The organism is Cellulomonas sp. S1-8, from assembly GCF_026184235.1.
GTDB lineage: Bacteria > Actinomycetota > Actinomycetes > Actinomycetales > Cellulomonadaceae > Cellulomonas.
Genome location: NZ_CP110806.1, coordinates 1,858,000 through 1,880,523, shown reverse-complemented (window position 1 = coordinate 1,880,523; position 22,524 = coordinate 1,858,000). Strand labels below are relative to the sequence as shown.

The window sequence follows — 22,524 nt, the reverse complement described above, 5'->3', positions numbered from 1 at the left end:
CCCGGTGGCGTGCCGACCGCCCGTCGCACGTTCCGGAGGACACGCGTGGACCTCATGGTCATCGCCGACAACATGCCGGCCTACCTGGCGGGTTTCCGCATGACCGCGCAGCTCACCCTCGTCGCGGGTGCCGGTGCGCTGGTCATCGGACTGGCCATCGCGGCCATGCGCGTGTCACCGCTGGGCTCGCTGCGCGCCTTCGGCGCGGTCTACACCGAGCTGCTGCGCAACATGCCGCTGACGCTCATCTTCTTCTTCGCCGTCCTGGTCCTCCCGCAGTTCGGCGTCATCCTCCCCTTCGGGTACTGGACGGCCGTCATCTGCCTCACCGCGTACACGTCGGCGTTCGTCGCCGAGGCCGTGCGGTCGGGCATCAACGCGGTGGGGATCGGCCAGGCCGAGGCCGCGCGGGCGATCGGGCTGACGTTCGGCCAGTCGTTGACGAGCGTGATCCTCCCGCAGGCCGTCCGGTCGGTCATCCCGCCGCTCATCAACGTCATCATCGCCCTGGCCAAGAACACGTCGGTGGCCGCCGGGTTCGCCGTCGTGGAGCTGATGGCGACCGGCCGACGCGTGGCGCAGCAGAACCCCTCCGACGTCGTCCTGGTCCTCGTCGGCGTCGCGCTGTTCTACCTCGTCGTGACGATCCCCGCGGGCCAGCTCGCCAACCTGCTCGAGCGGAAGGTGGCGTTCGCACGATGACCTCCCCGATCTCCATCCTGTACGACGCCCCCGGACCTCTGGCGCGGCGGCGCGAACGCATCGGCTCCGGCATCGCCGCCCTCGTCGTGCTCGCGCTCCTCGGCCTGGGCGTCTGGTACGCCGCCGGGCGCGGGGTGTTCGCGCTCGACCGCTGGGACGTCCTGTGGGACCCGCCCAAGGACCAGTCCGCCGCCGACGTGTGGCGCTCCCTGCTGGTCGTGGGCCTCGGGGCCACGCTGCGCGCCGCCGCCGTCGCCGCACCTCTCGCCTTCGTCCTCGGCCTGGTGCTGGCGGTGTTCCGCACGACGCGCATCGCCCCCGTGCGCCTCACCGCCACGGCCGTCATCGAGCTGTTCCGCGGCCTGCCCGTACTGCTCATGATGTTCTTCGCGCTGCTCGCGTTCGGCTGGAGCGCGTTCGCGGCCGTCGTGTTCGGGCTGACGGTCTACAACATGGCGATCATCGCGGAGATCGTGCGTGCGGGCCTCGCCTCGCTGCCCAAGGGCCAGACGGAGGCCGCTTACGCGGTCGGGCTGTCGCGGTCCCAGACGCTGCGCCTCGTGCTGCTCCCGCAGGCCTTGCGCACCATGGCGCCGAGCCTCGTCGCCCAGCTCGTGGTCCTGCTCAAGGACTCGTCGCTGGGCTTCATCGTCGGGTACGCGGAGCTGCTCAAGGCCATCCAGAACAACAGCCAGTACTTCGGCAACTCCTACCTCGTCGCCCTCTTCGCGGTGGGCGCCGGCATCTACCTCGTCGTCAACATCTCCTTGTCACGCCTGGCGCTCCGGCTCCGCGGACGCTCGCGACGCACCGCGGCGCCTGCGGTCGACGTCACGGCAGGGGTCCTCCCGACGGGGGGCACCGGCAGCTCGCGGTGAGCCGCCGGGTGGCGGCGGGTCAGCCTGCGGTCGCGCTCGCCCGGAGCTCGCGCACCACGGTGACCCGGATCTCCCCCGGGTAGGTCAGGTCCGCCTCGATGTGCTTCGCGATCGCGGTGGCGAGCTGCGGCAGCGCACGGTCGTCGACCTCGTCCGGCTCGACGACGACGCGGACCTCGCGGCCCGCCGACATCGCGAGCGCACGTCGCACGCCCTGGTGCGCCGCGACGAGCGCCTCGAGCTCGCCCATCCGCTCGACGTAGACGTCGATCTCCTGCCGGCGGGCACCAGGCCGGGCGGCCGACACCGCGTCGGCGGCCTGCACCAGCACCGCCTCGACGGTCGCCGGGGGCACCTCGTCGTGGTGCGCCGCGATGGCGTTGACCACGGCCACCGACTCGCCGTGCCGGTGCGCGAGCTCGGCACCCACCGCCGCGTGCGTCCCGGCGACCTGCCCCGTCAGGGCCTTGCCGATGTCGTGCAGGAACGCGCCGCGGCGGGCGACCGCGACGTCCGCGCCGACCTCGGCCGCCATGCCGGCAGCCAGCTGGGCGCACTCCACGAGGTGCTCGAGCACGTTCTGCCCGTACGACGAGCGCAGACGCAGGCGCCCCATGGTCCGTACCAGCTCCGGGTGCAGCCGGTCGACGCCCGCGCGCTCAGCGGCGTCGTGGCCCGCGGCGTCGTGCCGCTCGTCCGCTCCCTCCAGCGCCTCCGCGTACGCCGCCTCGATCCGCTGCGGATGGATGCGCCCGTCGGCCATCAGGGCCTCGAGCGTGACCTGCGCGACCTCGCGCCGCTCGGCGTCGAAGCACGAGAGCACGACCGCGTCCGGGGTCTCGTCGACCAGCACGTTGACGCCCGTGAGCGCCTCGAAGTGCCGGATGTTGCGGCCCTCCTTGCCGATGATCCGCCCCTTGAGCTCGTCCGACGGCAGCGGCAGGATCGAGACGACGACCTGGGCGCTGGTCGGCACCGCGAGGCGCTGCACCGCGGAGGCCACGATGCGCCGGGCGCGGCCGTCGGCCGTGCGACGGGCCTGGGCCTCCGCACGCCGCACCTGACCGGCGGCGTCGTTCGTGGCCTGGTCGGCGATCCGCCGCGTGAGCTCGGCGAGCGCCTCTTCCTGCGTCAGCCCGCCGACCGACTCCAGCTCGGACCGGGCCTGCGCCCGGGCGTCGTTGAGCCGCTCCGCCGCCGCGCGGTCCGCGTCGGCCAGCGTCCGAGCGGCCGCTCGCTCCGCCTTGTCCAGCGCTCGCGCACCCGACCGCTGCTGGTCGGCCAGGGCGTCCGCGTCGGCGCGCACGCGGCGCTCGAGCTCGTTGAGCTGGGTGCGCTCCGTGGCCAGCTCCCGCTCACGGTCCGCCGCCCGGCGCTCGCGGCGCTCGGCGTCGGCGAGCATCGCCCGTGCGTCGTCGCGGATGCGGGCGACCTCGTCCGTCGCGTGGCGGCGCTGCTGGTCGGCCTCGCGCCGAGCGGTGAGCACGAGGATCAGCGCCACCAGGCAGGCGCCGAGCAGCCCGACGACGATCGCGAACGCACCCGGCTCCACAGCACCTCCCGACGTGGCGCCCGCGCTGGGTGCCGTCACCCCCATTGTGGGTGGTCGGCCCGTCCGTCCCGTGCCGCCGCGCCCGGTCAGGCGTCGACGGTCCCCCTGGCGGGTCCCCCACCGGGCCGCACCTGCACCGCGCCTGCTCCCCCGCGACGACCTCCTGGGCCAGGTGGGCACGCGTGACGCCGACCTCGGAGATCGCCGGTCCGCTCACGTCGGGGACGGTCGCACGCACAGGGTGATCCCGGCAGGTCCGGTCCGGATGTCACCCGCGTCCGTCGTCGGCGCCTTCCGGATCGACGTCGGCGCCTTCGCGCGCGAGCTCCTCGCGCACCAGCCGTGCCACGAGCCCGGAGGCGTACCCGCGGCGGCCCAGGGCGCCGTAGGTGCGCCGGATGCGCACCGCCGTCTCGAGCCCGGCGGTGGAGCGCAGCCGTCGCTGCACCAGGTCGCGCGCGGCTCGCTCCTCGTCGGCGTCGTCGACGTCCTCGAGGGCGACCGCCGCGATCTCGTCGTCGATGCCCTTGCGTCGCAGCTCGACACCGAGTGCCCGTCGCGACAGGCCACGCTCGGTGTGCCGCGATCGCACGAGGATGCGCGCGTACTCCTGGTCGTCGATCAGGCCGACGGCCGTGAACCGGTCGAGCACGCGGGAGGCGACGCCCTCCGGGACGTCGCGCCGCGCGAGAGCGTCCGCGAGCTGTGCCCGCGACTGTGGCGCGCCCGTGAGGCGCCGCAGCACGATCGCCCGCGCGACGGACTCCGGATCAGGCTCGGCGTCCTGCGCCGTCGGGCCGTCCTCCGGTGGCTCGGAGACCGGCCGGCCGCGGCGACGTGCCGCGGGCCGGCCGGTGAGCTCTCCCATGCCGGTCAGAAGTCGACGGCGACCGGGGCGTCGGCGGGGGCGTCGACCTTCGCGCCGATGCCGAGCTTCTCGAGGATCTTCTTGTCCAGCTCGTTGGCCAGGTCCGGGTTGTCGCGCAGGAACTTGCGCGCGTTCTCCTTGCCCTGGCCCAGCTGGTCGCCCTCGTACGTGAACCACGCACCCGACTTGCGGACGAAGCCGTGCTCGACGCCCATGTCGATGAGCGAGCCCTCGCGGGAGATCCCGACGCCGTAGAGGATGTCGAACTCGGCCTGCTTGAACGGCGGGGCCATCTTGTTCTTGACGACCTTGACGCGCGTGCGGTTGCCGACCGCCTCGGTGCCCTCCTTGAGGGTCTCGATGCGGCGGATGTCCAGGCGGATCGACGCGTAGAACTTGAGCGCCTTGCCACCGGTCGTGGTCTCGGGGCTGCCGAAGAACACGCCGATCTTCTCGCGCAGCTGGTTGATGAAGATCGCCGTGGTCCCCGACGCGTTGAGCGCGCCGGTGATCTTGCGCAGCGCCTGCGACATGAGCCGCGCCTGCAGACCCACGTGCGAGTCCCCCATCTCGCCCTCGATCTCGGCCTTCGGCACCAGGGCCGCGACCGAGTCGATGACGATGATGTCGATCGCGCCCGAGCGGATCAGGGTGTCCATGATCTCGAGCGCCTGCTCGCCGTTGTCCGGCTGCGAGACGAGCAGCGCGTCGGTGTCGACGCCCAGCTTCTTGGCGTACTCGGGGTCGAGGGCGTGCTCGGCGTCGATGAACGCGGCGATGCCGCCGGCCCTCTGGGCGTTGGCGACCGCGTGCAGCGCGAGGGTCGACTTGCCGGAGGACTCCGGCCCGTACACCTCGACGACGCGCCCGCGCGGCAGGCCGCCGATGCCGAGCGCGACGTCGAGCGCGATGGAGCCGGTCGGGATCACCTCGACCGGCGCACGGCCGTCGTCGCCGAGGCGCATGACCGACCCCTTGCCGAACTGGCGGTCGATCTGGCTGAGTGCGGCCTCGAGGGCCTTCGCGCGGTCCGGAGCGGGCATGGTCCACCTCGTCGTCTCGTGCAGCGTCGTGCTGCTCCTGCGGGGGCTGGTCTTGTCGCGGCGACGCTATGCCCGACCACCGACATCTCGACCGGACCGCCCGCGGACCCGTGGACCGGCTCGTCGCCGGGCGGGGCTGTGGTCGGTTCGACCGCGTCACCAGTGACCACGGTAGCCGAACAGGTGTTCGATCACGCAACCCGACACGCGGCGTGTCGTCATGTCCGTCCGGGTCGCCCCGCGTCCACCTCGGTCACCTCGGTCACCTCGGTCACCTCGCCGGGTGCGAGCACGCGCGGCTCCACGTGCGGCGCGACGCGGTGGACCGCCGCCTCGAACGCCCGGCCCGCCCGGTCCATCCAACCCGGCGGCAGGCGGCGCGACGCCGGCGCGTGCAGCGTCCCCCAGTGCACGGGCACCGCGACGCGGGCGCCGACCAGCGCGCACACCCGCGCCGCCTCGACGGGGTCGAGGTGGCCGCCCGACAGCCGCGGCCCCCAGCCCCCGACCGGGACCAGCGCGAGGTCGACGGGCGCACCGGCGAGCTCCGGCACGCGCGCCAGACCCGGGAACGGGCCGGTGTCCCCCGCGAACCACACGGTGAGCCCGCCGCCACGCACGACGAACCCCGTCGCGGCGTTGGGGCGGTGCGGCATGGGCCGGTGCCCGTGCTCGGCGGGCACCGTGCGCACCTGCACGTCCCCGGCAGCAAGCGTGTGCCACTCCCCCTGCGCCACACCGACGCCGTGCAGCCCGTGGTCGCCGAGCCAGCGCGCGCTCGACGGCGCCGCGAGCACCGGCACCGGTCCGAGCATCCGCAGCGAGCCCAGCTCGGCGTGGTCGTGGTGCAGGTGCGACACGAGCGCGGCGTCGGCCCCGCGCCACTCCGACGGGAGCGGGGCGCGGTCGCCGCGCCGCCGCAGCACCCCCGCGTGCCTGCGCAGCAGCGGGTCCGTCACGATCCGCACACCGCCCACGTCCAGGACGACCGTCGCGTGCCCCAGCCACCGCGCGTGCACGCTCACGCGTCCTCCCGCGGGCGCACGTCGGCGACGGCTGCCGCACGCACCCCGCGCTCGACGAGCCACGCGACGAGCTGGGCGTGCACGGCGTCCGGCCCGACGAGCACGCGTCGCCCGTCGACGTCCTCGCAGCGCGCGTCGTCGACCACGAGGTCGGCCGGGTGCAGCAGGAACGCGAGGTTCTGGTCGCCGCCGAGGCCCCCGTGCGAGCCGACCTGCCCCTCGAACGCGTGCACCTGGCCCCGCGGCCCGACGGAGGACACGAGCAGCAGGTCGCCGGTGTGCGGCAGCCGGGCCGCGCGCACGAGGTCGGCACGCGCCCGCGACGGGTAGGGCGCGAGCGGGTCGTCGCCCTCGACGACGTCGCCGTCGGCCTCCAGCAGGCGCAGCCCCCCGGCACCGACGGCGACGAGGCCACGGGCCTGCGTGTCGACCACCACGACCCCCACGGCGGGCCGCGCGGCCAGTCCCGGGACCAGGCCCGGCCAGCGCTCCTGCAGGTCCTCCAGGAGGAGCCGGTCGGGAGCGTCCGGGAACCACACGAGCCCGAGGTTGCCCGATCCCACCACGACGACGTCGGGCACGGGCTGCTCGGGCTCACGGGCGTCCGCGGCACGCCCGCGCTCGCCGCCGCCCGGCTGGCCGTCCGCCCGGCGCGTGCGCCGCCGGCGCCGGTCCGCGGCGGCGTCCGGCCCCAGCACGACCGGGTCCCCGGGGCGGCCCAGGACGCTGCTGAGCAGCGTGTTGAGCGGACCCCACTCCTCGCCGTCGGCACTCTCGACGCCGCGCAGCCCCGGCTCCGCCATGAGCGCGCGCACCGTGTCCAGCAGGGACCTGCCCTCGACCTGCTCGAAGGTCGCACCGAGGGTCTGCCCGTGGTCCGACAGCACCACGACGTCGTAGTCGCGGGGGGCGACCCGCGCGACCTCGTCCAGGACGCGCAGCACCTGGTCGAGGCCCTCGAGCGAGCGCAGGGACTCGGGCCGCGTCGGCCCCGCGTGGTGCGCGACCTCGTCGTAGTCGACGAGGTCGACGAACACGGTCGGGTCCCCGCGCACGAGCGCGTCCGCGACGAGCGACGTCGCCAGGTCGCGCAGGAGCACGTTGGTCACGGCCCGCAGGATCACGTACCAGCCCCCGCGCGCCACCCGCGGCCGCACGTCGTACACCGCCTGGCGCCGGGCCTGGTACAGCTCCTTGACCCCCTCGCCGACGGTGACGGTCACGGCGCGCGCGAGCACGAACGGCCGCGCGAAGAAGCGTGCGTAGCCGGGGCCGGGACCCAGCCCGTGCCGGCGTCCGCGGCTCATGACGACGTACGCCGACGCGGCGTCGCCGGAGAACATCGTCGCGACCGCCGTGCCCCCGCCGGACAGCAGGCCCGCACCGTCGCTCAGGCGCTCCTCGACCAGCGCCGCGTCGGACGGGTGGTTCGTCACGACGAGACGGCCCAGGTCGCGGTCCCACCAGCGGAACGCGGGGATCTGGTCCGCCGCGCCGTGCAGCAGGCCGGCGTGCGCGGCGGGCGTCGTGCAGGGCACCGTCGCCCACCACGCGTCGAGCACGTGCGTCCCGGACTCGACCCACCGCTGCATCGTCGGGACGAGCCCTGCGTCGACCGCCTGGACCAGCACGGGCGCGCTGACGCCGTCGAGCTGCACGACGAGCAGCCCGGGGGGTCGCTGTCCCGTGCCCGACGCACCCGCGGCGCGGGCGTGACGCCGCGCGCGGCGCACGACGTCGGCCACGACGTAGGAGTTGTCGCTCGAGCCCCACAACCGGCGTCCGGCGGCCATGACCACGGACGTGAGCAGCAGCACCCACAGCACCGCCCAGCCGGACGTCACCGTCACGCCCGGGGCCACGCTCAGCGCGGCCCACGCGACGAGCACCTGCGCGGCCAGCCCGGCCAGGAGCGCTCCGGCCGCCCCCGCGGCGCCGGCCAGGATCCGCAGCGGCAGCCGCAGGAGCAGGTCGCCGACGGCGACGGCGAGCGCCGCCAGCAGCACACCCCACGCGCTCGCGGAGACGCCGTCGACGACCGCGACGGCGACGCCCAGGCCGAGGGCGGTCACCACGAGCGAGAGCAGCGCGTCGGTCACGTCGACCCCCCGCGGCAGCCGCCGCGCGCCGGCCGCCGGACGTCGCGCGTCGTCCCCCGTCCGCGCCGTGCCGTCCGGTGTCACGTCCCCGCCCCCACGCGCTCGCCCACCCCGTCGATCAGCGTCCTGCGTGCCGCGGCGGGGCCTGGCGGTGCGGGTCGCTGCCCCAGCGCGCGGCCTCGGGGACACCGAGGGCGTCGCACAGGGCGTGCCAGACGTCACGCGGCTCGGCGCCGTCCGCGAGCGCCGCCGCGCCCGTGCGGTCCCCCAGCTCGCCGAGCACGAGCTCGGTGAGCATCAGCCGGCCCTGGACGGGGCCCAGCACGTCGTCCACCAGGTGCGTCAGCTCGCGATACCTCACGCCCCCCAGCCTGCCACCGGCAACGGGGGACGCGCGCGTGTCGGTGCCTGCCGACACAATGGCCCGGTGGTGCTCGACCGTTTCTCCGAGCCGACCCGTGCGTGGTTCACGGGTGCCTTCGACGCGCCCACGGCCGCACAGACGGGTGCGTGGGAGGCCGTCGCCGGAGGGGACCACGCGCTGGTGGTCGCGCCCACCGGCTCGGGCAAGACGCTGGCCGCGTTCCTGTGGGCTCTCGACGGGCTGCTCACGGGTGAGCCCCCGGCCGAGCCGACGCAGCGGTGCCGCGTGCTGTACGTGTCCCCGCTCAAGGCCCTGGCCACCGACGTGGAGCGGAACCTGCGCTCACCTCTCGTCGGCATCCGGCAGGCCGCGACGCGCCAGGGCCGGACGCTGCCCGAGGTGAGCGTCGGCCTGCGGACGGGCGACACCCCGCCCGCCGAGCGTCGAGCGTTCGCGACGTCGCCGCCCGACGTCCTCATCACGACGCCGGAGTCCCTGTACCTCGTCCTGACGTCCGGTGCGCGCCGCGGCCTGGCGGGCGTCCGCACGGTGATCGTCGACGAGATCCACGCGGTGGCGGGCACCAAGCGGGGCGCGCACCTCGCCGTCAGCCTCGAGCGCCTCGACCACCTGCTCGAGACCGACGGCGGTCCGGGCCCGGCGCAGCGTGTCGGGCTCTCGGCGACCGTGCGGCCCGTCGACGCGGTCGCGGCCTTCCTCGGCGGGGCGCGCACCCCGGCCGACGGGGGGCGGCAGGTCGTCGTCGTGCAGCCCCCGTCGCAGAAGGTCATCGAGGTCCAGGTCGTCGTGCCGGTCCCCGACCTGGGCGACCTCGCCGCCGCTGCGCGGCCCGGCGCCGCAGGGACGGTCCCGGGTTCGGTCGACCGCTACGGCGGGCCCGGCATCGACCCGGACCTCGCGGGCTTCGGCGCCCCGGCCCCGGGCACGGCGCCGTCGTCCGTCGCACCGGGCGAGCGCCCGCCGCGCGCGTCGATCTGGCCGCACGTCGAGGAACGGGTCGTCGACCTGGTCGCCGCGCACCGGTCGACGCTCGTCTTCACCAACTCGCGGCGCGGCGCCGAGCGGCTGACCGCGCGCATCAACGAGGTGTGGGCCGAGCGGCACGGCGCGGACGTCCCCGACCCGGGTGCGGTGCGTGCGGCGGCGGTGCCGGGGCAGTCGGGCACGTCGGCGGGCGTGGACACGCGCGACGCCACGTCGGTGATCGCGCGTGCGCACCACGGCTCGATGAGCCGCGCCGAGCGCACGCGCACGGAGTCCGAGCTGAAGGCGGGCCGGCTGCCCGCCGTCGTCGCGACGAGCTCGCTCGAGCTCGGGATCGACATGGGGGCGCTCGACCTGGTGGTGCAGGTCGGCGCGCCGCCGTCGGTCGCCAGCGGCCTGCAGCGGGTCGGGCGCGCGGGGCACCAGGTCGGCGCGGTCTCGCGCGGGGTGGTGTTCCCGACGTACCGCGGCGAGCTGGTGCCCGCCGCGGTGACGGCACTGCGGATGCGCTCCGGCGAGCTCGAGTCGCTGACGGTGCCCGCGAACCCCCTCGACGTGCTCGCGCAGCAGGTCGTCGCGATGGTGGCGGTCGACGACTGGCCGCTCGACGACCTCGCGCGGGTGCTGCGGCGCTCGGCGCCCTTCGCCACGCTCGGGGACGGAACGCTGCGCGCGGTGCTCGACATGCTCGCCGGCCGCTACCCGTCGGAGGACTTCGCCGAGCTGCGCCCGCGCGTGGTGTGGGACCGCGTCGCCGACGTCCTGTCCGGGCGGCCGGGCGCGCTGCGGCTCGCCGTGACGAGCGGCGGCACGATCCCGGACCGCGGGCTGTTCGGCGTGTTCCTCGCCGGCGGGGGCGAGTCGAGCGACGTCGCGGCCGACGCCGAGCGCTCCGGCGGCCGGATCCGCGGGGGCAAGCGCGTCGGGGAGCTCGACGAGGAGATGGTCTACGAGTCGCGGGTCGGCGACACGTTCACGCTCGGGTCGAGCACGTGGCGGATCGAGGACATCACGCCGGACCGCGTCCTGGTCACGCCCGCGCCCGGCGTCCCGGGCCGCCTGCCGTTCTGGAAGGGCGACGCCCCGGGGCGGCCCGCCGAGCTCGGGCGGGCCGTGGGTGCGTGGGTCCGGGAGATCGGCGCCCTGCCCGACGCCGGTGCCCGCGCGCGCGTGGAGGACGCCGGGCTGGACGCGTGGGCGGCCGACAACCTGCTGACGTACCTGCGCGACCAGCAGGCAGCCACCGGTCAGCTGCCGAGCGACACGGTCGTCGTCGTCGAGCGGTTCCGTGACGAGCTGGGCGACTGGCGCATCGTGCTGCACTCGCCGCACGGCGCGCGGGTCCACGCGCCGTGGGCGCTCGTGCTCGCGGCGCGCCTGCGGCAGCGGTACGGCGTCGACGCGGCCGCCATGCACGCCGACGACGGCATCGTGCTGCGCCTGCCGGACGTGCTCGACGGCGCCGTCGACCCCGAGTGGGGGCAGGACGCGTCGGGCGAGGACCGCGGGCCGCGGCTCACGCTGGACGACCTGCTGCTCGACCCGGACGAGGTGATGACGGCCGTCCGTGACGAGCTCGGGGCGTCCGCGATGTTCGCGGCGCGGTTCCGCGAGGCCGCCGGGCGCGCGTTGCTGCTCCCCCGGCGACGCCCGGACCGCCGGCAACCGCTGTGGCAGCAGCGCCAGCGCGCCGCGCAGCTGCTCGAGGTGGCGGTGCGGTACCCGGACTTCCCGATCCTGCTCGAGGCGGTCCGCGAGTGCCTGCAGGACGACTTCGACACCGGTGCGCTGATCACGCTCATGCGCGACATCGGTGCGGGCCGGGTGCGGGTCGTCGAGGTGACGACCCCGCACCCCTCCCCCTTCGCGCAGTCGCTGCTGTTCGGGTACACCGCGCAGTTCCTCTACGAGGGCGACGCCCCGCTCGCGGAGCGTCGCGCCGCTGCCCTCACGCTCGACCCCACGCTCCTGGCCGAGCTGCTCGGCACCGGGGGCGAGTCGCAGCTCGCCGACCTGCTGGACCCCGAGGCGGTCGAGCGCACCGAGGCCGAGCTCGCGGGCACGGCACCGGACCGGCAGGCCGGCACGATCGAGCAGCTCGCCGACGTGCTGCGTCGCCACGGTCCGCTGCCCGCCGACGAGGTGGCGGCGCGCACGCGTCCCGAGGTGCGCGACGACGTGCCCGCGTGGCTCGAGGAGCTCGCCGCCGCGCGCCGGGCCATCCGCGTGCGGCTCGGCGGGCAGCCCGCGGGGCGCGCGGAGCAGTGGGCGGCCGTCGAGGACGCCGGTCGCCTGCGGGACGCGCTCGGCGTGGCGCTGCCCGTCGGCGTGCCGGAGGTCTTCACCGAGGTGCTCCCCGACCCGCTGGCGGACCTGCTGCGCCGCCACGCGCGGACGCACGGCCCGTTCCCGGCCGCCCAGGCCGCCGCGCGCTTCGGCCTCGGCATCGCGGTGGTCACCGAGGTGCTGCGCCGGTTGGAGGCGTCCGGCGTGCTCGTGCAGGGACGCCTGCGTCCGGACGTCCTCGGCGGCACGGGTGACGAGTTCTGCGATGCCGACGTGCTGCGCCGGCTGCGGCAGCGCTCGCTCGCCGCGCTGCGCGCGCAGGTCGAGCCGGTCGACCCGCAGGCGCTCGGGGTGTTCCTGCCGCAGTGGCAGGGCGTGCAGGCGGTCGGACGACGCCCGAGCGGGCTGCGCGGCGTCGACGCGGTCGCCCGGGCGGTCGAGCAGCTCGCCGGGTTCGCCGTGCCGGCGTCGGCGCTGGAGACCCACGTGCTCCCCGCACGCGTCCCCGACTACGTGCCGGCGATGCTGGACGAGCTGACGTCCGCGGGTGAGGTGCTGTGGGCGGGGCACGCGCCGCTGGCCGGGCACGACGGCCTCGTCTCGCTGCACCCGGCAGCCGTCGCCGACCTGACGCTCGCTCCCGTGCCCGACCTCGACGACCCCGACGCCCCGGCCGCGGAGCGCACCCACCGTGCCGTGCTCACGGCGCTGGAGGACGGCGGCGCCTGGTTCCTCGCGTCCCTGGCCGACCGCGTGGCGGCGGTCTGGCTCGACGACGACGCGCCACCCGACGCGGCCGGCGTCCAGGCGGCGCTCTGGGACCTGGTGTGGGCCGGTCGGGTGACGAACGACGGGCTCGGCCCGTTGCGCGCGTGGCTCGCGGGCGGCGCGACGGCGCACCGCACGCGCAGCGCACCCGTGCGGGGTCGCCCGCTGCGTCCCCGTCTGGGTCTGCGGGCCGGTGGCCGCCTCGGCCTGCCCGGCGCGTCCCTCGACGTCGCCGGCGCGCGGGGCGGGGCCCGGTCGTCGGGCCCGGGCGCCGGGCGCTGGTCCCTGCTGCCGCCGCGTGAACCCGACGTGACCGTGCGCGCGCACGCCCTCGCGGCACAGCTGCTGGACCGCCACGGCGTGCTGACGCGCGCGGTCGCACCCGCCGAGGGCATCGGCGGGCGGTTCGCGGGCGTGTACCGCGTCCTCAGCGCGCTCGAGCAGGCCGGGCAGGTGCGGCGCGGCTACTTCGTGGAACGTCTCGGTGGGTCGCAGTTCGCCCTTCCGGGCGCGGTCGACCGTCTGCGCTCCGACGCGGAGGTCGTGGACCGGGCGCGCGAGCGTGCCGCCGACCGGCGCGACGCGGCACCCGCTGCCGGCCCCTCCCTGCCCTGGCAGGACGTCCCGCCCCCGGCGTGGGGCGCTCCGTCGGGACCCGGCACGTGGTCCCCCGGGGTGAGCGACCGCGGGGGCTCGCGGCAGGACCTCCCGTGGTCGGTCGTGCTCGCGGCGACCGACCCGGCCAACCCCTACGGTGCCGCGCTGGCCTGGCCCGACACGCCCGCCGGCCGCGACGGCGCACGCCACCGCCCGGGGCGCAAGGCCGGGGCGCTGGTCACCCTCGTCGACGGGGCGCTCGTGCTGTACCTCGAGCGCGGCGGACGCACGCTGCTCACCTTCACCGACGACCCGGCGGTCCTGGCGGCCGCGGCCGCTGCCCTCGTCACCACCACTCGCGACCGCCGCTCCGGGCGACTGACCGTGGAGCGCATCGACGGCGTGCAGGTGCTCTCGTCCGAGGTGCTCGCCGGGCCTGCCGCGGCCGCGCTGACGGCTGCCGGGTTCCTCACGACGCCCCGCGGCCTGCGTCTGCAGGCGTCGTGACACGCGACGGGGAGCGCCGTGCCGGAGGGTGACGTGCTGCGGCGCACGGCCGCGCACCTCGACCGTGCGCTGGCGGGGCACCGGCTGGTGCGTGCGGACCTGCGGTGGCCGACGGCCGCCACCGTGGACCTCACCGGGCGCACGGTCCTGGGCACCCGCCCGTACGGCAAGCACCTGCTGACGCGGTTCGACGACGGCCGCACGCTGCACACCCACCTGCGGATGGACGGGACGTGGCGGATCGTCCCGACCGCGGAACGCCGCGCCGCCGCCCGCTCACCACAGGTCCGCGCGGTGCTGGGTGACGAGCGCTGGACGGCCGTCGGGTATCTGCTGGGGATGCTCGACGTGGTCCCGACGAGCGCCGAACGCACGTTGCTGGGTCACCTGGGGCCGGACGTCCTCGACGGCGACTTCGACACCAGCCCGGGCGTCCCGTGGGCGGGGCCCCCGGTGCTCGACCTGCCCACGCCGGGGATCGACGAGGCGCTGCGCCGCTGGTCCGCCCAAGGTCCTCGACCGGTGGCCGAGGTGCTGCTCGACCAGCGCGTGGTCGCCGGACTCGGCACAATCTTCATGGCCGAGTCGCTGTTCGCGCGCGGCTGGTGGCCCTGGGCACCGGCCGACCAGGTCACCGACGCCGACGAGGTCCTGCGCGCGGCGCGGGCGCAGCTCCGCGCCGCGGTCGCCTCGGGCCGCCCCCCGGCGACGGTCTACGGCCGCGAGGGCCGGACGTGCGGACGCTGCGGTGCCCGCGTCGCGCGCGGTGAGGTGGGCGAGCCACCGACGCAGCGCCGGGTGTTCTGGTGCCCGGGCTGCCAGGTGCGCGGACGCACCTGAGCCGGGGCGCGATCGAGGCGGGTGCGCCTGGTCAGCCGACCGGAGCGAGCGCCGACCGGGACATGGCCCAACCGGCGTCCCCGCCGACCGTGAGGTCGACCGGCACGGTGTCCGGGATGAGCAGGCCCTCGGCCACGGCGACGCGGTCGCTGACCTCGCGCAGCACCAGGGACAACGGCAGGTCGAGCGCGTCGCAGATGCTGCTGAGCAGCTCCGACGACGCCTCCTTCTGCCCACGCTCGACCTCGCTGAGGTACCCGAGCGACACGCGAGCGGCTGAGGAGACCTCGCGCAGGGTCCGGCCCTGGCGCTGGCGTGCGTCCCGCAGGACGTCGCCGATCTCTCGTCGTAGAACGACCATCTGGGCTCCTCCCCTCACGTCACGTCCTCGGTCACCGGACGGTCCCGCGGTGCGCGCGGCCGTCGAACTTGCTGCTCCCGGCCGTGGAGCCGGGAGACGTCCACCGTACCGCGCACCGCCGACGCGTGCGCCTGTCCCGCGCTCGGGCGTCCGGGTGCTGTTCACACCCCACCCAACGCGGCACCCGTGCCGCGTGTTCCCGGACGGGCCCCGTCCGCCCGGTCGAGCACGTCCGCGGCGAGCGCGAGCACCGCCGCGCACGCGGCGGCGCGCACGGCTGCGCGGTCGCCGGCCAGCTCCAGGCTGCGGACCTCGCGCACGGTGCCGGTGCTCACCGCGACGTGCACCGTGCCGGGTGCCCGACCGTCCTGCGGGTCCGGCCCGGCGACCCCCGTGGTCGCCAGACCCAGGTCGGCACCGAGCCGGCGTCGGACGCCGTCGGCCATCGCGAGCGCGACGTCGGGGTCGACCGCACCACGCTGCGCGAGCAGGTCCGCCTCGACGCCGAGCAGCGTGGCCTTGAGGTCGGTCGCGTACGGCACGACACCGCCCCGCAGGACGTCCGAGGCGCCCGGCACGTCGACGAGCGTCGCCGTGACGAGCCCGCCCGTGAGCGACTCGGCGACCGCGAGCGTCCAGCCGCGGCGCCGCAGGGTGTCCAGCAGCGCGGCTGCGTCACCGCGGGACGGGTTCACCGACCTGCTGACGGCGGGAGCCCGGCAGCGCGTCGGATGCGCAGCGCGTCGCGCACGTAGTCCAATCCCGTCAGGAGGGTGACGACGACCGCGAGCGCCATCGCCAGGGCCGCGAGCACCGCCACGGCCGGGGGCAGGTGCGCGAGCGGCAGCAGGTACAGCGAGATCGCGACGGCTTGCAGGACGGTCTTGAGCTTGCCGCCGCGCGAGGCGGGCAGGACCACGTACCGCAGCAGGAAGAACCGCATCACGGTGATGCCGAGCTCGCGGACCAGCACCACCGCCGTCACCGCCCACGACAGGTCACCCAGCCAGGACAGCAGGACCAGGGCGGACCCGATCAGCAGCTTGTCGGCGATGGGGTCGAGGATCTTGCCGATGTCGGTGACCTGACCCGACCGGCGCGCGAGCCAGCCGTCCAGGCGGTCCGACGCGGCGGCGAGGACGAAGAGCCCGGTCGCGAGGAGACGGCCCGTGACGGTGTGCCCGCCGTCGGCGAGCAGGACCACGGCGAACACGGGCACGACGGCGATGCGCAGGACCGTGACGACGTTGGCCGGGTTCCATGCGGAAGGTGCGTCGTCGACCACGCGCCCAGCCTACGGGCCGGGGCGGGCCACGCCCGACGGCGGCACGTTCGCCCGCGACATCACCCGTCCGGCGGCGTCACCTGGACGGATGACCGACTAGCCTCCCCGGGTGCCCCGCCACGCACGTGACCTGCACCGACCGGTGCTCCCGGCCGTGATCGCGTGCACCCTGACCGGCCTCGTCGTCGTCGGGGCCGCGGGCGCGGCGGGTGCGCTCGGCGCCGTCCCGCGCACACCGGCGGGCCTCGCCCCGACGGTCGCGGGTGCGTTCACGTCGGCGCCCGCGCCCGCCTCCGCGGCGCCCTCGCCGGCACCCGCCCCGACCCGTGAGCCGGACGTCGCGCTCAGCGTCGTCGCCACGGGGGACGTCCTGCCCCACCTGCCCGTCGTGCGGTCGGCGCGCGACGGCGACGGCTACGACTTCGGGCGGCTGCTCGACCCGCTCGACCCGTGGGTGTCGGCGGCCGACCTGGCCCTGTGCCACCTGGAGGTACCCGTCGCGCCGCCGGGCACCGCACCGTCGGGGTACCCCCTGTTCGGGTCGCCCGCGCAGATCGCCGCCGGCCTCGCCGACCAGGGATGGGACGGCTGCTCGACCGCGTCCAACCACTCCGTGGACCGCGGGACTGCCGGGGTCGTCGCGACGCTGGACGCGCTCGACGCCGCCGGGCTCGGCCACGTGGGCACCGCGCGGTCCGCCGAGCAGGACGCGCAGCCACAGGTCTACCGCCTCGAGCGCGAGGGCCGGACGGTCACGGTCGCCCACCTGGCGGCGACCTACGGCACCAACGGCATGCCGGTCCCCGCCGACGCACCCTGGTCCGTCCAGCTGCTCGACGGTGACGACGTCGTGCGCCGCGCGACCGCCGCCCGCGCCGCGGGGGCCGACCTCGTGCTCGTGAGCCTGCACTGGGGCACCGAGTACCGCACCGCGCCGACGGACACGCAGCGCACCCTCGCCCGGCGGCTCGCCGACTCCGGGGTCGTCGACCTCGTGATCGGCCACCACGCGCACGTCCCGCAGCCGGTCGAGCGGCTCGCCGGCGGGCCCGGCGGCGCGGGCATGTGGGTCGCCTACGGGCTGGGCAACTACCTGTCGAACCAGGACGAGGCGTGCTGCGCCGCGGAGACCGCGTCCGGGCTGCTGCTCACGGCCCAGGTCGTCGCGACCGGCGCCGACCCCGCGACCGGCACGCCGGCAGGACCCCCGCGCGTCGTCGGGGTGCAGTGGACGCCGGTGACCGTGGACCGGCGCGGGCGCCACCAGGTGCACGCGCTGACGGACGTGCCGGACGGCACCGCCACGCTCACGGCGTCGCAGGTCGCCGACCGCCTCGCCCTGGTCCGTGCGGCGGCAGGTGCGCAGGCGCCCGAGCGCACGACGCCCGTCGCCGCGACCGGGGCACCGCCCCTGGTGGTCCCCCGCACCCGCTGACGCGGCCGTCTCACTCGAACGGCCGCGCGCCCCCGTAGAGCCAGCCCTGCCCGTACCGCCACCCGTTGCGGCGCAGGAAGTCCGCCTGCTCCTCGTTCTCGATGCCCTCCGCGATGGTCACCATCGCGAGCTCCCGCGCGAGCGCACCCAGCGCGCGCACCACCTTGCCCGCCGTGGGGTCGTGCGGGATCCCCGACGTGAACGACATGTCGAGCTTCACGCCCGCGACCGGCAGGTCGCGCAGGTACGACAGCGGCGAGACGCCCGTCCCGAAGTCGTCGAGCAGGATGGGCACGCCCGCAGCCGACAGCTGCGTGAGCTCGTGCCGGATCCGCGTGCCGGACGCGACGAGCGAGGACTCGGTGAGCTCCAGGACGAGACGCCCGGCGGTCACGCGGTGGCGCGAGAGGTCCTGCAGCAGGCGCGTGGCGAGCTCGGAGTCCCCCAGCTGGTCGGCAGACACGTTGACCGACACCCACCGGCCGTCGTCCGCGGTGGTCGCGAGGAACTCCACGACCCGCGACGCCACGAGCTGACCGAGCATCACCGAGACGCCCGCCTCCTGGATCTGCGGCAGGAAGGCGCCGGGAAGCAGCAGGCCGCGGTGCGGGTGCTCCCACCGCACCAGCGCCTCGTACCCCACGACGTGCCCGTCGGACAGGTCGACGATCGGCTGGTAGTGCACGACGAGCTGACCGGACTCCATGGCCTGGACGAGCTCGCGGTGCACGTTGGACGGTGCGGCCAGCTCCATCGACGTGTCGTAGACCTCGGTGCGGCCCCGGCCGGACTGCTTGGCCCGGTACAGCGCCGCGTCGGCGGCGGCGAGCAGGGTCGGCGCCCCCGCCTCGACGAGGTGGGGCTCGGCGAGCGCGATGCCGACGCTGGCGCCCACGCCGAGGCGTCGGCGCCCCACCCGCACGGGTTCCGCGAGGCCGGAATGGATCTCGTTCGCGACCTCGAAGACCGCCTTGGCGGCGTGGACGTCCTGCAGCACCACGACGAACTCGTCGCCCCCGAGCCGCGCGACCGTCCCCCCACCGTGGGTCGCCGCGCGCAGCACGCCCGCGACGTGCACGAGGATGTCGTCCCCGGCCGCGTGACCGTAGCGGTCGTTGATGGCCTTGAACCCGTCGAGGTCGCACGCGAGCACGGCGATGCGGTCGACCGCACCCGGCTGGGAGAGCGACGCCTGCAGCACCTCCTGCAGCAGGGTGCGGTTCGCGAGACCGGTGAGCGGGTCGTGCATCGCCCGGTGCGTCAGCATCTCGGCCTGCATCTTCGACTCCGTCGCGTCGCGCACCTGCACCACGAAGTGGTCGGCCTGACCGTCGGCGCTGCGCACCAGCGCGGCGTCGAGGACGACCCACACGAGCTGCTCGTCGGCGCGCCGGCACCGCATCTCCAGCGAGAACCGCTGCTGCCCGCCACCGAGGAGCTTGTCCACCTCCATGCGCTGCCGGGCGCGGTCCTCGGGTGCGCTCAGCTCGTCGACCCGGTAGCCACGCAGCGCCGTCGCGTGGGTCCCCAGCAGCTCGGCCAGCGCGACGTTGGCCTCGGTGATGCGCCACTCGAGGTCGACGAGGGCCATGCCGATCGGCGCGTTCTCCATCGCGACCTTGAACTGCGTCTCGCTGCGCGACAGGGCCACCTCGACGTCGTGCCGCGCCGTGATGTCCACGATGGTCGTCAGCACGGCGATCTCGCCGCTCTCGTCCGCGGGCATGGCACGGCTCGTCACCTGCACGACCGACGGTCGGGCGCCCGGCCCCGGCGGGACGAGGGTGACGACCGTCGTGCGGTCGTCCTCACCGTCACGCCGCCCGAGCACGAGCGCGGGGTTGACGGCCAGGCCGCGGTCGTCGAGCAGCACCACCGGCAACCGTCCGACGTGGACGCCGACCACCGACTCGCGCGTGAGGCCGAGCACCTGTGCCGCGCGCTCGGACAGGTCCTGCACCACGCCGTCCCTCGACTGCACCAGCACGCCCTCGCTCGTGACGCGCTGGAGCGCGTCGTAGCGCCGGTTCAGGTCACGGGCCACACGGACGAGGTCGGCGTTGCGTCGCGCCTGCGCGCGCTCGCGGCGCAGGAGCACCAGCACCGTGGCGAGCGCAGCGATCGCGACCACGGCGATGACCGTGCTGACCACGCCGTACGGGCCCACGACACCTGCGTCCACGCCGCGGCCGCTCAGTCGGCGTCGACCGGAGGGCGAACGCCGTCGCTCTCCTCGTCCACGCCCGCTGGTGCCGCGGGTCCGGGCTCGCCGCGCAGCATCGCGAGGGTCGCGGGCAGGTCGTCCGGCTGCAGCAGCACCTCGCGGGCCTTCGACCCCTCGGAGGGCCCGACGATCTCCCGCGACTCGAGCAGGTCCATGAGCCGGCCGGCCTTGGCGAACCCGACCCGCAGCTTGCGCTGCAGCATCGACGTCGAGCCGAACTGCGTCGTCACGACGAGCTCGGCCGCCTGCAGCAGGAGGTCGAGGTCGTCGCCGATGTCCTCGTCGACCTGCTTCTTGACGGCCTGGACGGCGACGTCCTGACGGTAGGTCGGCTTGAGCTGGGTCTTGACGTGCTCGACGACCGCGTGGATCTCCGACTCGGAGACCCAGGCCCCCTGCGTGCGCATCGGCTTGGCGGCACCCATCGGCAGGAACAGCGCGTCGCCCTGGCCGATGAGCTTCTCGGCTCCCGGCTGGTCCAGCACGACGCGCGAGTCCGTCAGCGAGCTCGTCGCGAACGCGAGTCGCGACGGCACGTTGGCCTTGATCAGGCCGGTGACGACGTCCACCGACGGGCGCTGGGTCGCCAGCACCAGGTGGATGCCGGCGGCGCGGGCCAGCTGCGTGATGCGCTGGATCGACGCCTCCACGTCGCGCGGGGCGACCATCATGAGGTCGGCCAGCTCGTCGACGATGACCAGCAGGTACGGGTAGGTCGCGATCTTGCGCTCGGAGCCGGGCAGGGGCTTGACCTTGCCCGAGCGCACCGCGGCGTTGAAGTCGTCGATGTGCTTGTAGCCGAAGTTGGCGAGGTCGTCGTACCGCGCCTCCATCTCCCGCACCACCCACTCGAGGGCTTCGGCGGCCTTCTTCGGGTTAGTGATGATCGGGGTGATGAGGTGCGGGATGCCCTCGTAGAGGGTGAGCTCGACGCGCTTGGGGTCCACGAGGATCATGCGGACCTCGTCGGGCGTCGACCGCATGAGGATCGAGACGATCATCGAGTTGACGAACGACGACTTGCCCGCGCCGGTCGCGCCCGCGACCAGCAGGTGCGGCATCTTCGCGAGGTTCGCGACGACGTACCCGCCCTCGACGTCCTTGCCGACGCCGATGACCATCGGGTGCTCGCTGCGCTTGGCCGCGGAGGAGCGCAGCACGTCGCCGAGCGCGACGGTCTCGCGGTCCGTGTTCGGGATCTCGATGCCGATCGCGGACTTGCCGGGGATCGGCGACAGGATGCGCACGTCCGCGCTCGCGACCGCGTACGCGATGTTCTTGCTCAGGGCGGTCACCCGCTCGACCTTGACCGCCTGGCCCAGCTCGACCTCGTACCGCGTCACGGTGGGCCCGCGCGTGAAGCCCGTGACCTGGGCATCGATCTCGAACTGCTCGAGCACCGACGTGAGCGACTCGACGACCCGGTCGTTGGCCGCCGAGCGCACCTTGTGCGGCGGGCCCTTCGACAGGACGTCCTCGGTCGGCAGGATGTACACGACGTCGCCACCGAGCATCGGCTGCTCCCCGCGCGGCACGCCGCTCGTCGGGGGCGCGGGCAGGTCGGCCTCGACGGCCGCCATGGGCACCGTCACGGCCACGGCGGCGGCTGCGGCAGCCGCGGCCTCCTCCTCCTCGCGCTGCACGACAGCGGCGCGCTCGAACGCCTCGTCCCCCTCGTACCCGTCGAGGCGGCCGTCGTCGGGGGGCGGTACCTCCGCGGCGCGGCGACGACCGAGGAGACGGCGCGTCGGCCGGGTGGTGGCCTCGGGGCGGGCGCTGTGCAGCGCCTCGATGACCAGCGGCGCGTCCGGCTCGGCGTCGGGGCTCTCGTGCAGCCCGGTCAGCCGCCGGTACAGGGCCGCGAGGCGCGGCCCGATGAGGTGGACGGGCGTCGCCGTGACGACGAGCACGCCGAAGAAGGCGAGGATCCCGAGCAGGACGCCCGCGACCACGGTCGTCAGCAACGTCGCCAGCGGGGTCCCGATACCGAAGCCGACGATGCCCCCCGCGACGCGCACGGCCGCCATGTCCTGCGTGCCCGGCAGCCCCTGCGTGAGGTGCACGATGCCGCAGACGGCGACCGTGATCGCCGTCAGGCCGATGCCGATGCGCGAGTTGGCCTGGACCCGGTCCGGGTGCCGCATCAGCCGCACGCCCAGGCCGAGGAGCACCACGGGCACGGCCACGCCGACGACGCCGAACGTCCCGGCCACGATGTTGTGGATGACGTCGCCCGCCGTCCCCGACAGGTCCCACCACTCCCGCGCGGCGATGACGACCGCGAGACCCACGAGCGTGAACGCGAGACCGTCGCGCCGGTGCGCGGGGTCGAGGTCGCGCGCGCCCGCGCCCACGTGCCGGGCCGTGCCGCCCACCAGGTGCGCGGCACCCATCCAGATGCCCCGCACGATCCGCAGCGGGAGGGCGGGGCGCGTCGGCGCGGGGGCCGGCGCGCGGCCCGCGGGCCGGGCACCGCCGCGCGGCTGCGCACCCTTGGTCGACCGGGGGGACGCACCGGAGGCACGCGTCGGGCGCGCGGGGCCGGGAGTCGTACGGGTCGCCATGGTCCTCACGTTAGCCTCGCCGCGGCCCGAGTCGGTGCTGGCGGTGCCCGTGTCGCCCGACGGCGCCCTCCGTCACCCTCCGGTGGCACGGGCACCCGGCGTCGCGGCGCAACGCCCACGG

16 protein-coding genes are annotated in these 22,524 nt (G+C 75.5%); 5 read left to right on the top strand and 11 right to left on the bottom strand.

Annotated features, from left to right (window positions below):
- The first annotated feature begins 54 nt into the window (after positions 1-54).
- Both OKX07_RS08375 and OKX07_RS08370 read left to right on the top strand, forming a co-directional pair.
- Positions 55-702 (top strand): amino acid ABC transporter permease, encoded by a 648-nt coding sequence (locus OKX07_RS08375; protein ID WP_265631856.1) that lies wholly within the window; start codon positions 55-57, stop codon positions 700-702.
- Complete coding sequence (locus tag OKX07_RS08370; RefSeq protein WP_265631367.1) at positions 699-1,580, top strand: amino acid ABC transporter permease; 882 nt, start codon at positions 699-701, stop codon at positions 1,578-1,580. The genes OKX07_RS08375 and OKX07_RS08370 overlap by 4 nt, the downstream gene beginning before the upstream one ends.
- A 19-nt stretch (positions 1,581-1,599) precedes the next feature.
- Here the strand turns inward: OKX07_RS08370 and rny are convergent, their stop codons facing one another.
- From rny to OKX07_RS08340, 6 genes are all read right to left on the bottom strand, one after another.
- A complete protein-coding gene (gene rny, locus OKX07_RS08365) occupies positions 1,600-3,132 on the bottom strand; it encodes a ribonuclease Y (protein WP_265631366.1) in 1,533 nt (510 codons plus the stop codon).
- A gap of 268 nt (positions 3,133-3,400) precedes the next feature.
- Positions 3,401-4,000 carry a regulatory protein RecX gene (locus tag OKX07_RS08360; RefSeq protein WP_265631365.1) on the bottom strand — a complete coding sequence of 200 codons (600 nt, stop codon included), beginning with the start codon at positions 3,998-4,000 and terminating at the stop codon, positions 3,401-3,403.
- Positions 4,001-4,005: 5 nt separating this feature from the next.
- On the bottom strand, positions 4,006-5,043 hold the full coding sequence (recA, locus tag OKX07_RS08355; RefSeq protein ID WP_265631364.1) for a recombinase RecA: 1,038 nt from the start codon (positions 5,041-5,043) through the stop codon (positions 4,006-4,008).
- Between the two features lie 218 nt (positions 5,044-5,261).
- Complete coding sequence (locus OKX07_RS08350) at positions 5,262-6,068, bottom strand: MBL fold metallo-hydrolase (protein ID WP_265631363.1); 807 nt, start codon at positions 6,066-6,068, stop codon at positions 5,262-5,264.
- A complete protein-coding gene (locus OKX07_RS08345; protein ID WP_265631362.1) occupies positions 6,065-8,167 on the bottom strand; it encodes an alkaline phosphatase family protein in 2,103 nt (700 codons plus the stop codon). The genes OKX07_RS08350 and OKX07_RS08345 overlap by 4 nt, the downstream gene beginning before the upstream one ends.
- Positions 8,168-8,285: 118 nt before the next feature.
- The gene (locus tag OKX07_RS08340; protein ID WP_265631361.1) at positions 8,286-8,528 is read right to left on the bottom strand and encodes a DUF3046 domain-containing protein; all 243 of its coding nucleotides are present in this window, start codon (positions 8,526-8,528) and stop codon (positions 8,286-8,288) included.
- Positions 8,529-8,594: 66 nt separating this feature from the next.
- On the opposite strand from OKX07_RS08340, the gene OKX07_RS08335 reads away from it, so the two are divergent.
- Both OKX07_RS08335 and OKX07_RS08330 read left to right on the top strand, forming a co-directional pair.
- Complete coding sequence (locus tag OKX07_RS08335) at positions 8,595-13,694, top strand: DEAD/DEAH box helicase (protein ID WP_265631360.1); 5,100 nt, start codon at positions 8,595-8,597, stop codon at positions 13,692-13,694.
- An 18-nt stretch (positions 13,695-13,712) separates the two neighbouring features.
- On the top strand, positions 13,713-14,534 hold the full coding sequence (locus tag OKX07_RS08330; protein WP_265631359.1) for a DNA-formamidopyrimidine glycosylase family protein: 822 nt from the start codon (positions 13,713-13,715) through the stop codon (positions 14,532-14,534).
- 31 nt (positions 14,535-14,565) lie between these two features.
- Here the strand turns inward: OKX07_RS08330 and OKX07_RS08325 are convergent, their stop codons facing one another.
- The 3 genes from OKX07_RS08325 to pgsA form a co-directional block, all read right to left on the bottom strand.
- On the bottom strand, positions 14,566-14,895 hold the full coding sequence (locus OKX07_RS08325) for a helix-turn-helix domain-containing protein (RefSeq protein ID WP_265631358.1): 330 nt from the start codon (positions 14,893-14,895) through the stop codon (positions 14,566-14,568).
- Between the two features lie 161 nt (positions 14,896-15,056).
- Complete coding sequence (locus OKX07_RS08320; protein WP_265631357.1) at positions 15,057-15,590, bottom strand: CinA family protein; 534 nt, start codon at positions 15,588-15,590, stop codon at positions 15,057-15,059.
- Positions 15,587-16,180, bottom strand: coding sequence for a CDP-diacylglycerol--glycerol-3-phosphate 3-phosphatidyltransferase (gene pgsA / locus OKX07_RS08315; RefSeq protein WP_265631356.1), 594 nt, complete (start codon positions 16,178-16,180; stop codon positions 15,587-15,589). The genes OKX07_RS08320 and pgsA overlap by 4 nt, the downstream gene beginning before the upstream one ends.
- A 109-nt stretch (positions 16,181-16,289) precedes the next feature.
- On the opposite strand from pgsA, the gene OKX07_RS08310 reads away from it, so the two are divergent.
- Positions 16,290-17,615, top strand: a complete 1,326-nt coding sequence (locus tag OKX07_RS08310; RefSeq protein ID WP_265631355.1) for a CapA family protein — start codon at positions 16,290-16,292, stop codon at positions 17,613-17,615.
- A 10-nt stretch (positions 17,616-17,625) separates the two neighbouring features.
- Here the strand turns inward: OKX07_RS08310 and OKX07_RS08305 are convergent, their stop codons facing one another.
- Both OKX07_RS08305 and OKX07_RS08300 read right to left on the bottom strand, forming a co-directional pair.
- On the bottom strand, positions 17,626-19,797 hold the full coding sequence (locus tag OKX07_RS08305) for a putative bifunctional diguanylate cyclase/phosphodiesterase (protein ID WP_265631354.1): 2,172 nt from the start codon (positions 19,795-19,797) through the stop codon (positions 17,626-17,628).
- A gap of 11 nt (positions 19,798-19,808) precedes the next feature.
- On the bottom strand, positions 19,809-22,403 hold the full coding sequence (locus OKX07_RS08300; protein WP_265631353.1) for an FtsK/SpoIIIE family DNA translocase: 2,595 nt from the start codon (positions 22,401-22,403) through the stop codon (positions 19,809-19,811).
- Positions 22,404-22,524: the final 121 nt, after the last annotated feature.

Bases quoted from the DNA above. Each gene is read 5' to 3' on its own strand.
- OKX07_RS08375 (WP_265631856.1), top strand. From the start codon at position 55: ATGGTCATCGCCGACAACATGCCGGCCTACCTGGCGGGTTTCCGCATG.
- OKX07_RS08370 (WP_265631367.1), top strand. From the start codon at position 699: ATGACCTCCCCGATCTCCATCCTGTACGACGCCCCCGGACCTCTGGCG.
- OKX07_RS08360 (WP_265631365.1), bottom strand. From the start codon at position 4,000: ATGGGAGAGCTCACCGGCCGGCCCGCGGCACGTCGCCGCGGCCGGCCG.
- recA (WP_265631364.1), bottom strand. From the start codon at position 5,043: ATGCCCGCTCCGGACCGCGCGAAGGCCCTCGAGGCCGCACTCAGCCAG.
- OKX07_RS08325 (WP_265631358.1), bottom strand. From the start codon at position 14,895: ATGGTCGTTCTACGACGAGAGATCGGCGACGTCCTGCGGGACGCACGC.
- OKX07_RS08300 (WP_265631353.1), bottom strand. From the start codon at position 22,403: ATGGCGACCCGTACGACTCCCGGCCCCGCGCGCCCGACGCGTGCCTCC.